Raw genomic sequence first — 13168 nt, 5'->3', positions numbered from 1 at the left:
AAAAGCGCCATTGAGGCGCTTTTAAATCTATCTGGAGGATCGTTCTGTCGATTAACGACGACGGTTATTCTGCTCAATCGCCGCACCAGCACCACCACCGATGGCACCACCAATTGCAGCCCCACCTGTACCGCCAAAGATGCTTTTACCCACAGCAGAACCTACAGCACCACCGACACCACTATAGGTCGCATTACGGTTTGAACCACCTTGAGCTTTACTGCCGACTGCTGCACCGGCACCACCGCCAACTGCCGCACCAACACCACCACCCACTCTGTTACCTACACCACCACCCACTGCACCACCGAGTGCAGCTGCGCCAATACGCTGGTCTTTAGCAGACATATTTTCACAGCCTGCCAACATAAAAGTGGAGATAGTTGCAACAGCCATTACGCTCATTAACTTTTTCATGATCTTGGCCTTCCTTCGTGCTTTGACTTAAGATTAACCTGATTTTAAGGAGCGATTCATAACAAGATGTTAAATCTTGAAACCCTCATGATTTATTTTGTAAAGAGCGCATGAAAGATCATGTTTTATTGATGATTTATCCATATTTAGGACAAGTAACCACCAGATAATCTGATCTTTTCTAGCGATATAAATATGAATAATTTTAGGAAATAAAAAAGCCACCCGAAGGTGGCTTTTTAAAATGATTTAGCGGCTAATTACAGACCGTTAAATTCATCGCTGAATGCTTGGCTCAACGCTTGGTCTACATCGGAGAAGTCATTGTGCAGTTCAAATTCTGCAGCTTCTGCTTCTTGACGACGACGCTCTAAGTGATAAGCCAGACCTGTACCCGCTGGGATCAGACGACCTACAACTACGTTTTCTTTCAGACCGCGTAGATCATCTTCTTTACCTGTTACAGCTGCTTCAGTTAACACACGAGTGGTTTCCTGGAACGATGCAGCAGAGATGAACGAGTCAGTAGAAAGCGACGCTTTGGTAATACCCATCAATTGACGCTCAAACTTCGCAGGGAACTTGTTCTGCGCAAGAACAGCTTGGTTCTCTTGCATCACACGGATGTAATCCACTTGTTCGCCTTTGATGAAGCTTGTATCGCCACCGTCAGTGATATCCACTTTACGCAGCATTTGACGTACGATTACTTCGATGTGTTTATCGTTGATTTTTACACCTTGCAGACGGTAAACGTCCTGAACTTCGTTCACGATGTAGTTGGTCAACGCCACTTCACCTTTCAGACGTAAGATATCATGTGGGTTCTGTGGACCATCAGAAATGGTTTCACCACGGTTCACATGTTCGCCTTCGAACACGTTAATGGTACGCCATTTCGGAATCAGCTCTTCGTAAATCTCAGAACCATCATCCGGAGTAATAACCAGACGGTTTTTACCTTTGGTCTCTTTACCGAAGCTTACAACACCTGACACTTCTGCAAGGATTGCGTGTTCTTTCGGTTTACGCGCTTCGAACAAGTCAGCAACACGTGGCAGACCACCGGTAATATCACGAGTACGTGAAGATTCTTGTGGTACACGACCAATTACGTCACCCACACCAATGGTTTCGCCATCACGGACAGAAAGAATGGTGTTTTGTGGCAAGAAGTAGAACTGTTCGCCGCCATCTACTGTGTCAAGCACAACAGCTGGACGTAAATCTTTACCAGAAGCAGGACGTGCTGTTACAGGCAAGATTTCAACAGTGGTCATACCAGTTGCATCATCAGTTTTCGATGTTGCAGTTACACCATCAGCAATCTGGCTGAAGCGAACTTTACCAGCTACTTCTGTTACAAGTGGATGTGTATGCGGATCCCAAGTCGCTACGATACCGCCTGCTTCTACAGCTTCGCCATCTTTCAGCAAGATCGACGCACCGTATGGCAGTTTGTAACGTTCACGTTCACGGCCTAAGTCATCTGCAATACCGATTTCACCTGAACGTGAAGTTGATACCAAGTGACCTTTGGCATGTTGTACAGTTTTCACATTGTGGAACCGTACAGTACCTTTGTTACGAACTTGTACGCTGTTTGCAGCAGAAGTTCGGCTCGCAGCACCACCTACGTGGAAGGTACGCATGGTTAACTGTGTACCCGGCTCACCAATCGACTGAGCAGCCATAACACCCACAGATTCACCTGGGTTTACCAAGTGACCGCGTGCAAGGTCACGACCGTAACATTTCGCACAAACACCGAAAGTAGATTCACAAGATACGACTGAACGTACTTTAACTTCATCGACACCTTGCTCTTCCAGGTAGTTTGCAAGTTTTTCGTCGATCAATGTGTTACGCGGCAGAATAACTTCTTCAGTACCCGCACGTTTCACATCTTCAGCAACTACACGACCCAGTACTCGAGTACCCAGGTTCTCGATCACGTCACCACCTTGAATGAACGGAGTCATGACAAGACCAGACAACGTACCACAATCCGGCTCAGTGATGACCAAGTCTTGCGCAACGTCTACCAAACGACGAGTCAGGTAACCAGAGTTCGCTGTTTTCAGTGCTGTATCGGCCAAACCTTTACGCGCACCGTGTGTTGAAATGAAGTACTGAAGTACTGTCAGACCTTCACGGAAGTTCGCTTTAATTGGTGTCTCAATGATCGAACCATCCGGTTTCGCCATCAGACCACGCATACCAGCCAACTGACGAATCTGAGCTGCGGAACCACGGGCACCAGAGTCAGACATCATGTAGATGCTGTTGAATGATTTCTGTTTCTCGTCTTCACCCTGTTTGTTCTTAACAGTTGTGAATGACAAGTTGTCCATCATCGCTTTCGCTACCTGGTCGTTAGTACGCGCCCAGATATCGACCACTTTGTTATAACGTTCGCCGGCAGTTACGAAACCTTGTTCGAACTGTTGTTCAATTTCACGAACTTCAGCTTCGGCTTTCCCGATAATCGCTTGTTTTTGTGGTGGAATGACCATGTCTTCCATACCTACAGAAACACCAGAACGAGTCGCTTGACGGAAGCCAAGGTACATCAATTGGTCAGCGAAGATAACAGTGTCTTTCAGACCCAGTTTACGGTAGCAAGAGTTGATTAACTTAGAGATGTTCTTTTTAGTCATCTCAACGTTAATTTGCTGGAAGTCCATACCTTCAGGCACAACTTCCCAAAGCAGACAGCGACCAGGAGTTGTATCTACGATAATCGTTTGCTGTTCACGTTCGCCGTTTTCGTTGATCACGGTTTGGTGTACACGTGCTTTCACGCGAGCGTGCATATCTACCTGACCAGTCGCAAGCGCACGGTTCACTTCGTCAGTATCCGCGAACACCATGCCTTCACCTTTGGCATTTACTGCATCACGAGTGATGTAGTAAAGACCCAAGACAACGTCCTGAGACGGTACGATGATTGGCTCACCGTTCGCTGGAGACAGAATGTTGTTGGTCGACATCATTAACGCACGAGCTTCTAACTGAGCTTCAAGTGTTAATGGTACGTGTACCGCCATTTGGTCACCGTCGAAGTCGGCGTTGAACGCAGCACATACGAGTGGGTGAAGACGGATCGCTTTACCTTCAATCAGAATAGGTTCAAATGCTTGAAGACCTAGACGGTGAAGGGTCGGCGCACGGTTCAACATTACTGGATGCTGACGAATCACAGAGGCAAGAACATCCCAAACTTCTGGAGTTTCACGTTCAACCATTTTCTTCGCAGCTTTAATGGTTGTAGCCTGACCAGATGCTTGCAGTTTCGCAAAGATAAATGGCTTGAACAGTTCAAGCGCCATTTTCTTAGGAAGACCACATTGGTGTAAACGAAGGCTTGGACCTACGGTAATTACCGAACGACCAGAGTAATCGACACGTTTACCCAACAAGTTCTGACGGAAACGACCTTGTTTACCTTTGATCATATCTGCCAAAGATTTAAGAGGACGTTTGTTAGAACCTGTAATTGCACGACCACGACGACCGTTATCCAGCAATGCATCTACAGATTCTTGCAACATACGTTTTTCGTTACGTACGATGATGTCTGGCGCTGCAAGGTCAAGAAGACGTTTCAAACGGTTGTTACGGTTGATTACACGACGGTAAAGATCGTTCAGGTCAGAAGTCGCAAAACGACCACCTTCAAGTGGTACAAGCGGACGAAGATCTGGTGGAAGTACTGGAAGTACGTTCATCACCATCCATTCTGGCTTGTTGTTCGAATCGTTGAAGGCTTCCATCAATTTCAGACGCTTAGAAGCTTTTTTAAGCTTAGTTTCTGAAGTTGTGTTTGGAATTTCTTCACGAAGACGCGCAATTTCAGCTTCAAGATCGATATCTTTAAGCAAGTCTTGAACCGCTTCTGCACCCATTTTCGCAGTGAATTCATCACCGTGTTCTTCTAACGCATTGAAGTATTCTTCATCGTTAAGAAGTTGGTATTTCTCAAATGGAGTCATACCTGGGTCAGTTACAACGTAAGATTCGAAATACAATACGCGTTCGATATCACGTAGCGTCATGTCTAAAAGAAGACCGATACGGCTAGGCAGTGATTTCAAGAACCAGATGTGTGCAACTGGAGACGCAAGCTCGATGTGACCCATACGTTCACGACGAACTTTCGCAGTTGTTACTTCAACGCCACATTTTTCACAAATGACGCCTTTGTATTTCATACGCTTGTATTTACCACACAAGCATTCGTAATCTTTTACTGGACCAAAGATTTTGGCACAGAATAAACCGTCACGTTCTGGCTTGAACGTACGATAGTTAATGGTTTCTGGCTTTTTAACTTCACCATGAGACCACGACTTAATCATTTCTGGTGACGCAAGACCAATACGGATGCGATCAAACTCTACTGGAGCATGACCGTCGGAATCCGTCTTTTTGCGCATGATATCGAGCAAGTCTTTCAATTTTTTTCTCCGTGTGTCGAGGAGATTTTCACTTCCCGACTGGGTCACAAATATTGTTTTTTACTGAAATTCGGGAATCTCAAGAATCCCCCTAAATCCCCCTTTATAAAGGGGGACTTTCTCCCCTCTTTCTTAAAGAGGGGTCGGGGGAGATTTCTTAGTCACCATTTTTCAGTTCAATGTTGATACCTAAAGAACGGATCTCTTTGGTCAATACGTTGAACGATTCAGGCATACCTGGGTCCATATAATGGTTACCATCTACAATGTTCTTATAGATACGGGTACGGCCTTCAACGTCATCCGACTTCACAGTAAGCATTTCTTGAAGCGTATATGCTGCACCGTATGCTTCCAGTGCCCAGACTTCCATCTCACCGAAACGCTGACCACCGAATTGTGCTTTACCACCCAGCGGCTGTTGCGTTACTAGAGAGTAAGAACCAGTAGAACGCGCATGCATCTTGTCGTCAACCAAGTGGTTCAGTTTCAGCATGTACATGTAACCTACAGTTACAGGACGGTCGAAACGTTCACCAGTACGGCCATCATACAATACTGTTTGACCTGTACGTGACAAACCAGCAAGCTCAAGTAATTCTTTGATCTGACCTTCTTCAGCACCGTCAAATACTGGAGTTGCCAGAGGAACACCTTTACGCAAGTTACCAGACAACTTCAAGATTTCTTCATCAGTCAGGCTGTCAAGATCTTCTTGCTGACCGCCAACCTTATTATAAATCTTGTCTAGGAAATCACGCAGTTCAAGAACTGTACGCTGTTCTTTCAGCATCTTGTCGATTTGATCGCCAAGACCTTTAGCAGCCATACCCAAGTGAGTTTCCAGAATCTGACCCACGTTCATACGTGATGGTACACCGAGCGGGTTCAGTACGATATCTACTGGTACACCATTGGCATCGTGCGGCATGTCTTCAACAGGCAGGATGTTAGAAACTACACCCTTGTTACCGTGACGACCCGCCATCTTATCACCCGGCTGAATACGACGTTTAACTGCCAGGTAAACCTTAACAACTTTCAATACGCCAGTTGTCAGTTCGTCACCTGTAGAAAGTTTGCGTTTTTTCTCAGCAAATTTCTCATCAATTTCAAGGCTCTTCTCTTTCAGGAACACTTGAATTTGAGTTAAACGTTCAGCAATTGCTTCATCACTTGGTTGGATATCAAGCAGATCAACCAGCTCTAAACCAGATAACAATTCTTCAGACAGTTTGTCACCGCGTTTAGTAGTACCGCCACCGTTAGATTCCTGACCTTTCAACAGACGGACAATACGTTCGCGTGCTGCTTCTTCGAAGATTTTGTATTCTTCTTTCAAGTCTTTACGGTAAGCATCCAGCTGAGCTTTTTCAATTGCCTGAGCACGTTCGTCTTTCTCAAGACCGTCACGTGTAAACACTTGAACGTCGATCACAGTACCTTTAGTACCCGATGGAACACGTAAAGAAGAGTCTTTTACGTCAGCCGCTTTTTCACCGAAGATTGCACGAAGCAGTTTTTCTTCAGGAGTTAACTGAGTTTCACCTTTAGGCGTTACTTTACCTACCAGGATGTCACCCGCGGTCACTTCAGCACCGATGTAAACGATACCTGACTCGTCCAGTTTAGAAAGCGCTGCTTCACCCACGTTCGGGATATCGGCAGTAATTTCTTCAGCACCCAGTTTGGTATCACGTGCAACACATGAAAGTTCCTGGATGTGAATAGACGTTAAACGGTCTTCTTGAAGAACACGCTCAGATAACAAGATCGAGTCTTCGTAGTTGTAACCGTTCCAAGTCATGAACGCTACACGCATGTTTTGACCAAGCGCAAGCTCACCGCCATCAGTTGATGGACCGTCAGCCAGAACGTCACCACGACCTACTTTATCGCCCAGGTTCACAAGAACTTTCTGGTTGATACAAGTGTTCTGGTTAGAACGTGTGTATTTGATCAGGTTATAGATATCTACACCTGCTTCGCCCGCAACCATTTCGTCTTCGTTGACACGAATAACAACACGCGAAGCGTCAACAAATTCAATACGACCACCACGTTTCGCGATTACACATACACCTGAGTCATGTGCTACGTTCGCTTCCATACCGGTACCAACCAGCGGTTTGTCAGCAATTAACGTAGGAACAGCCTGACGTTGCATGTTCGAACCCATCAATGCACGGTTGGCGTCATCGTGCTCAAGGAACGGAATTAGTGATGCTGCTACAGATACAACCTGTTGAGCAGACACGTCCATATGCGTCACTTTTTCAGGAGGCATACGTACGAATTCACCTTGGTGACGTACAGAAACGAATTCTTCAGACAGGTTGCCGTCTTTATCTACTGCAGAGTCGGCCTGTGCAATCACAGTACCTACTTCTTCAATCGCAGACAGGTATTCAACGTCATCAGTTACGCGACCATCAACCACTTTACGGTATGGAGTTTCCAGGAAACCGAAGTTGTTACATTTTGCGTAAACAGACAGCGAGTTGATCAAACCAATGTTTGGACCCTCAGGAGTCTCAATTGGACATACACGACCGTAGTGAGTTTGATGTACGTCACGTACTTCAAAGCCCGCACGTTCACGAGTCAAACCACCAGGCCCCAGTGCTGATACACGACGCTTGTGGGTAATTTCAGATAACGGGTTGTTTTGGTCCATGAACTGAGACAACTGGCTTGAACCAAAGAATTCTTTGATTGCAGCAGCCACTGGCTTCGCATTGATCAGGTCTTGCGGAGACAGATTATCAGTTTCAGCTTGAGACAAACGTTCTTTAACAGCACGCTCTACACGAACCAGACCTACACGGAATTGGTTCTCGGTCATTTCACCTACAGAACGAACACGACGGTTACCCAAGTGGTCGATATCGTCGACTTCACCTTTACCGTTACGGATTTCTACTAATGTTTTTAATACATCAGTGATATCTTCATTCGAGAGAATGCCTTCAACTTCGCGTGACTTCTGATCAGTACCCACTTCGTAAGGACGACCCAAACGACGGTTGAACTTCATACGACCCACTGGAGACAGATCATAACGCTCAGAAGAGAAGAACAGGTTATTGAACAGGTTCTCAGCAGCTTCTTTTGTTGGTGGCTCACCTGGACGCATGACTTTGTAGATTTCTACAAGCGCTTCATCACGGCTTACTGTCGTATCAGCACGTAATGTATCCGCAATGAACGGACCACGGTCGATATCGTTAGTGAACAGGATGTTGAACTGTTTCACACCGCCTTCTGCAATTTTCACCATTATTTCATGGCTCAGAACAGTATTGGCTGCAATCACATCACCATCTTTCAGTGGGATATCTTCAGCAGTGATACGTTCGTACAGGTACTCATCAGGAACAGAAAGCTTCTCAAGACCAGATGCTTCCATTTGACGTACATGACGTGCGTTAATACGTTTACCTTGTTCAACAATGACTTTGCCGTCTTTGTCAGCAATGTCGAACTGTGCCATTTCGCCGCGCAGGCGCTCTGGAACAAGGTCAATCTGATAGCTACCCATGTCCAGATACACAGGTACTTTCTCGTAGAACATGTCGAGAATTTGTTCGTTGGCATAACCCAACGCACGAAGCACCACAGTCGCAAGCAATTTACGACGACGGTCAATACGTACGTAGACCAGGTCTTTGGCATCGAATTCAAAGTCTAACCATGAACCACGGTAAGGAATGATGCGAGCTGAATAAAGGACTTTACCGCTTGAGTGAGTCTTGCCTTTATCGTGGTCAAAGAATACACCCGGTGAACGGTGCAATTGCGATACGATTACACGCTCGGTACCGTTAATGACGAAAGTACCGTTGTCTGTCATAAGCGGCATTTCGCCCATGTAGACTTCTTGTTCACGTACGTCTTTGATTGATTTAGTTTCGCGATCTTTCAGGATCAAACGAATTTTTACGCGCATTGGTGCTGCATAAGTTGAGCCACGAAGGATACATTCGCGTACATCAAACTCAGGCTTACCAAGACTATACTCAACGAATTCTAAAGCAGCATTGCCAGAATAACTTTCAATAGGAAAAACTGAACGAAATGCGGCTTGGAGACCGATATCTTCGCGGTTTTTTGGTGATTTGCCATCTTGTAAGAATGTTCTGTACGAGTCGACTTGAATCGCGAGCAGGTACGGAGCATCCATGACGCTAGGCAATTTACCAAAATTCTTACGGATCCGTTTCTTTTCGGTATATGAGTATGCCATCTGGAGTCCTCGGAAAGTGTAAACCAAGCCCGCCTGCAGAACGGGCTCAGAAGGAATTACGCTGGCCGATATGGCCACCACTCTTTACAAATGCTGCAATTTTTAGTGGTATTAAAACGCTTAACAATATTTTTTTAATGAAAAATATTGGTAAGCGTTTGTTCATTATGTTTATTTTTAATTTGTATGAATTTTATATCATGCAAACAAAAATCGAGCCGATTATTGTAACGCAAAAAGGCTGATGACCCAAGAGCCATCAGCCAATTTTTGGAGCCGATTATAAAAAAACCGGCTCCTTTAAGAAATTACTTAAGAGTAACTGTAGCACCAGCTTCTTCAAGTTTTTTCTTAAGCTCTTCGCCTTCTTCTTTAGAAACGCCTTCTTTAAGAACTGTAGGTGCGCCTTCAACCATGTCTTTAGCTTCTTTCAAGCCAAGACCAGTAGCTTCACGAACTGCTTTAATTACAGCAACTTTGTTAGCACCGAAAGAAGTCAACTCAACGTTGAATTCTGATTGTTCTTCAGCAGCAGCAGCAGCGCCAGGAGCAGCAGCAACAGCAACAGCAGCAGCAGATACGTTGAATTTCTCTTCGAAAGCAGAGATTAGTTCAACAAGTTCAAGAACAGTTTTTTCTGCAACTGCGTTTAGGATTTCTTCGTTAGTTAAAGCCATGAGAATAACTCCAAATGGAAATTGAATGGTGTGGAAATAAATTTAAGCTTATGCAGCTTCTGACTCGTTTTTCTCTTTGAGCGCAGTAATAAGGCGACCCAATTTCGAAATAGGAGCTTGAAGAACGTTTGCAAGCATAGTAAGCGCTTTTTCTTGGTTCGGAAGGTTCGCGATTACGCTAACTTCAGCACCTTCGTAAACTTTGCCATCAAATGCAGCAGCTTTAAGTTCGAATGCTTTGTTAGTTTTTGCGAATTCTTCGAACAAGCGTGCAGCTGCACCCATGTCGTCTTCAGAAGTCGAGAAAGCTAAGATTGTTGGGCCAACAAGGCTGTCGTTCAAGATATTGAATTGAGTATCTTGAAGAGCGCGTTTAGCCAGAGTGTTACGCACGATACGTGTTTTAACACCTAGTTTACGAGCTTCAACACGAAGAGCAGTTAATTGCTCAACTGTTAAACCTTGGTAGTCAGCAACAACAGCGGCAAATGCAGTAGAAGCAATTTCACTTACTTCAGCTACGATCTGTTTTTTGCCTTCAATAAGAAGAGCCATTGTAAAACCTCCTAACGGTGATTTATGTGCCTGATACAAGCACACTCCCAATTCGTGAATTCATCTCTGAAATCACACGCGGAGGATGAACAAATCACACCACCGCGTCTACGCAGGCTGGAATATTAAGAAAGAAGCATAAAACTCCCCTCGCCTGAGGTCTTTGACGCTGATAAATTTACATTTATCAATTCAAAGTCTGCCTAAGTTCGCAAGAGACGGAGCGTTTCTTGCGTAAAAATCAAAGCAGCGCTTTGATTTTTACTCAGGGCTTTAAAATTCTGTATAAGTTTAAAACTTATTTAGAAACGTTTGCTACATCAACAATCAGACCAGGACCCATAGTAGAGCTTAGAGTGATCTTTTGGATGTAAACACCTTTAGAAGTAGCAGGTTTTGCTTTCTTAAGGTCAGCTACAAGAGCTTCAACGTTTTGACGAACAGCTTCAGCAGAGAAACCTACTTGACCGATCGCAGCGTGAATGATACCCGCTTTGTCTACACGGTAACGTGCTTGACCAGCTTTTGCATTTTTAACTGCAGTCGCAACGTCAGGAGTTACAGTACCCACTTTAGGGTTTGGCATTAAGCCACGTGGACCAAGAATCGTACCCAGTTTACCAACAACGCGCATTGCATCAGGAGCAGCAATCACTACGTCGAAGTCAAGGTTTCCGCCTTGGATACTTTCAGCAAGATCGTCGAAACCAACAACGTCCGCACCAGCTTCTTTCGCAGCTTCAGCAGCAGCGCCTTGAGCAAATACAGCTACGCGTACAGTTTTACCAGTACCTGCAGGAAGAGTAGTCGCGCCACGAACAACCTGATCAGATTTACGAGGGTCAACACCTAGGTTTACAGCGATGTCCAAAGATTCTTTGAATTTCGCAGCTGGAAGGCTAGTAAGAACTTCTACAGCTTCTTCTAAAGTGTAAACTTTCTGTGCTTCTACAGCAGCAGCAATGGCTTTTTGACGTTTAGTTAACTTTGCCATGTCTTATAGCTCCACTTCCAAGCCCATAGAACGTGCAGAACCAGCGATGGTACGTACACGCGCGTCTAAATCAGCACCAGTTAAATCTGGTTCTTTAGTAGTCGCGATTTCTTCCAATTGAGCACGAGTCAACTTACCAACTTTAGTTTTGTTAGGTACAGAAGAACCCTTTTGGATACCAGCAGCTTTCTTAAGAAGAACAGCAGCAGGTGGAGTTTTCATGATAAATGTGAACGACTTGTCGTTGTACACAGTGATCACGACTGGAATTGGCAGACCAGCTTCAACTTTTTGTGTAGCAGCATTGAATTCTTTACAGAATGCCATGATGTTAACACCACGTTGACCTAGTGCAGGACCAATCGGTGGAGATGGATTCGCTTTACCAGCTGGAACTTGCAGCTTGATATAGCCGTCAATCTTCTTAGCCATTTCAAATTACCTCTGGGTGCAAACGCCGCTAGGCTCCCCAATGATTTCAAGTAACGATACCGTTACAACAACAATGCCTGATTTGCACGCAAATCAGGCGTTTTCAACCCGAACAAATTAAACTGTTTTTTCGACTTGGCGAAATTCCAGTTCAACCTGAGTTGGTCGGTTAAATACATTAATCGTCAGCGTTAAGCGTGACTTGTCGTAAAGCACTTCTTCCACCACACCTTTAAAGTCAGTGAATGGACCGTCAATTACGAGTAATTCTTCGCCTGGTTCAAACATGGTCTTAGGACGCGGTGCTTCACCAGTATTGCGTACACGTGCAAGGATTGCATCAGCTTCTTTTTGCGTAATTGGAGCCGGTTTTTCAGCCGTACCACCAATAAAGCCAAGCACTTTTGGACACTCTTTCACGATGTGCCAAGTGTCATCATTCATTTCCATTTCGACTAATACATAGCCAGGAAAGAACTTACGCTCTGATTTACGCTTCTTGCCATCCTTCATTTCTACCACTTCTTCGGTAGGAACAAGGACTTCACCAAAGCTATCGGCAACAGCGCTACGCTGGATTCGATCATTAAGCGAACGCATCACTTGTTTTTCATAACCTGAATAGGCATGAATAATGTACCAACGTTTCATAGCTCTCTTACCCGATAATAAACTTCATTAACCAGCCTAAAATATAGTCAAAGCACCATAGAACAATGGCTGCAATCACTACAACAGCAAGGACTTGCCAAGATGTGGTCATAGTCTCTTGTTTGGTAGGCCAGGTCACTCGACGTAACTCGATTCGTGCATCCTTAAGAAGACGAACAAAGCCTTTGCCTTGATGGGTGGCGTATAATAAACCGAATGCCACAACGATACAAGCCAAAATTACCCCAACGCGCACCCAAATATCATTCGCAGGCGCCCAGTATGCAGGTAAATATTGGTTTACCATCATAGCACCGACCAATAAAATCAAGGCGATAACCCATAGAACAATGTCTAATGGAGAACTAGAACTTACATCTACAGCAGGATTATTTCTTTGAGGAATTGCCGCTTCGCTTAATGCGTCGCGTGATTTATCATTCGACATTTTTGTACTCGTCGTAGGTTTCGCGACTTATTATATGACCAGTTTTGCCGACATCAAGCGTCTTTTGAAAAAAACTTGGCAGGCCAGGAGGGACTCGAACCCCCAACATTCGGTTTTGGAGACCGACGCTCTACCAATTGAACTACTGGCCTGTAGATAAACTGGAGCCGAAACTCCAGCTTATTTTCTATTCTATGATTATGCAGTTACTTTAGCAACTACACCAGCACCAACTGTACGACCACCTTCACGGATCGCAAAACGTAGACCTGGGTCCATTGCGATTGG

General features: G+C 44.9%; 10 protein-coding genes, 1 tRNA gene and 1 pseudogene. 1 reads left to right on the top strand and 11 read right to left on the bottom strand.

Annotated elements, in window-relative coordinates; all coding sequences use genetic code 11:
• Positions 1-51 precede the first annotated feature (51 nt).
• From B3Q46_RS11865 to rpoB, 3 genes are all read right to left on the bottom strand, one after another.
• Entirely contained in the window at positions 52-417 is a 366-nt protein-coding gene (locus B3Q46_RS11865) for a DNA transfer protein p32 (protein WP_034170980.1), read from the bottom strand.
• A gap of 260 nt (positions 418-677) precedes the next feature.
• Entirely contained in the window at positions 678-4877 is a 4200-nt protein-coding gene (gene rpoC, locus B3Q46_RS11860) for a DNA-directed RNA polymerase subunit beta' (RefSeq protein ID WP_004781676.1), read from the bottom strand.
• Between the two features lie 157 nt (positions 4878-5034).
• Positions 5035-9123, bottom strand: coding sequence for a DNA-directed RNA polymerase subunit beta (gene rpoB, locus B3Q46_RS11855; RefSeq protein WP_004781674.1), 4089 nt, complete (start codon positions 9121-9123; stop codon positions 5035-5037).
• On the opposite strand from rpoB, the gene B3Q46_RS11850 reads away from it, so the two are divergent.
• Positions 9117-9368 carry a hypothetical protein gene (locus tag B3Q46_RS11850; protein WP_034170979.1) on the top strand — a complete coding sequence of 84 codons (252 nt, stop codon included), beginning with the start codon at positions 9117-9119 and terminating at the stop codon, positions 9366-9368. The genes rpoB and B3Q46_RS11850 overlap by 7 nt on opposite strands.
• Before the next feature lie 63 nt (positions 9369-9431).
• On the opposite strand, the gene rplL is transcribed toward B3Q46_RS11850, so the two are convergent.
• From rplL to B3Q46_RS11810, 8 genes and pseudogenes are all read right to left on the bottom strand, one after another.
• Positions 9432-9800 (bottom strand): 50S ribosomal protein L7/L12, encoded by a 369-nt coding sequence (gene rplL, locus B3Q46_RS11845; protein ID WP_004781672.1) that lies wholly within the window; start codon positions 9798-9800, stop codon positions 9432-9434.
• A 48-nt stretch (positions 9801-9848) separates the two neighbouring features.
• Entirely contained in the window at positions 9849-10355 is a 507-nt protein-coding gene (gene rplJ / locus B3Q46_RS11840; RefSeq protein ID WP_004781671.1) for a 50S ribosomal protein L10, read from the bottom strand.
• A gap of 298 nt (positions 10356-10653) precedes the next feature.
• Positions 10654-11349, bottom strand: coding sequence for a 50S ribosomal protein L1 (gene rplA / locus B3Q46_RS11835; RefSeq protein WP_004781669.1), 696 nt, complete (start codon positions 11347-11349; stop codon positions 10654-10656).
• Between the two features lie 3 nt (positions 11350-11352).
• A complete protein-coding gene (gene rplK / locus B3Q46_RS11830) occupies positions 11353-11781 on the bottom strand; it encodes a 50S ribosomal protein L11 (protein WP_004781668.1) in 429 nt (142 codons plus the stop codon).
• Between the two features lie 117 nt (positions 11782-11898).
• Positions 11899-12432, bottom strand: coding sequence for a transcription termination/antitermination protein NusG (gene nusG, locus B3Q46_RS11825; RefSeq protein WP_005232530.1), 534 nt, complete (start codon positions 12430-12432; stop codon positions 11899-11901).
• A gap of 7 nt (positions 12433-12439) precedes the next feature.
• The gene (gene secE / locus B3Q46_RS11820) at positions 12440-12880 is read right to left on the bottom strand and encodes a preprotein translocase subunit SecE (RefSeq protein ID WP_208462748.1); all 441 of its coding nucleotides are present in this window, start codon (positions 12878-12880) and stop codon (positions 12440-12442) included.
• 76 nt (positions 12881-12956) lie between these two features.
• Positions 12957-13032 (bottom strand) — tRNA-Trp (locus B3Q46_RS11815).
• Positions 13033-13078: 46 nt separating this feature from the next.
• A pseudogene (locus B3Q46_RS11810) lies at positions 13079-13168 on the bottom strand (elongation factor Tu); the annotation flags it as partial.

The sequence above is a fragment of the Acinetobacter sp. UBA2581 genome, assembly GCF_002339435.1.
In the GTDB taxonomy this organism is placed as follows: Bacteria; Pseudomonadota; Gammaproteobacteria; order Pseudomonadales; family Moraxellaceae; genus Acinetobacter; species Acinetobacter variabilis.
Note: the sequence above shows the minus strand (reverse complement) of the source record. Positions and strands in the feature narration are given on the sequence as shown.

Bases quoted from the DNA above. Each gene is read 5' to 3' on its own strand.
- B3Q46_RS11865 (WP_034170980.1), bottom strand. From the start codon at position 417: ATGAAAAAGTTAATGAGCGTAATGGCTGTTGCAACTATCTCCACTTTT.
- rplA (WP_004781669.1), bottom strand. From the start codon at position 11,349: ATGGCAAAGTTAACTAAACGTCAAAAAGCCATTGCTGCTGCTGTAGAA.
- rplJ (WP_004781671.1), bottom strand. From the start codon at position 10,355: ATGGCTCTTCTTATTGAAGGCAAAAAACAGATCGTAGCTGAAGTAAGT.
- rplK (WP_004781668.1), bottom strand. From the start codon at position 11,781: ATGGCTAAGAAGATTGACGGCTATATCAAGCTGCAAGTTCCAGCTGGT.
- rpoB (WP_004781674.1), bottom strand. From the start codon at position 9,123: ATGGCATACTCATATACCGAAAAGAAACGGATCCGTAAGAATTTTGGT.
- rplL (WP_004781672.1), bottom strand. From the start codon at position 9,800: ATGGCTTTAACTAACGAAGAAATCCTAAACGCAGTTGCAGAAAAAACT.
- B3Q46_RS11850 (WP_034170979.1), top strand. From the start codon at position 9,117: ATGCCATCTGGAGTCCTCGGAAAGTGTAAACCAAGCCCGCCTGCAGAA.
- nusG (WP_005232530.1), bottom strand. From the start codon at position 12,432: ATGAAACGTTGGTACATTATTCATGCCTATTCAGGTTATGAAAAACAA.
- secE (WP_208462748.1), bottom strand. From the start codon at position 12,880: ATGTCGAATGATAAATCACGCGACGCATTAAGCGAAGCGGCAATTCCT.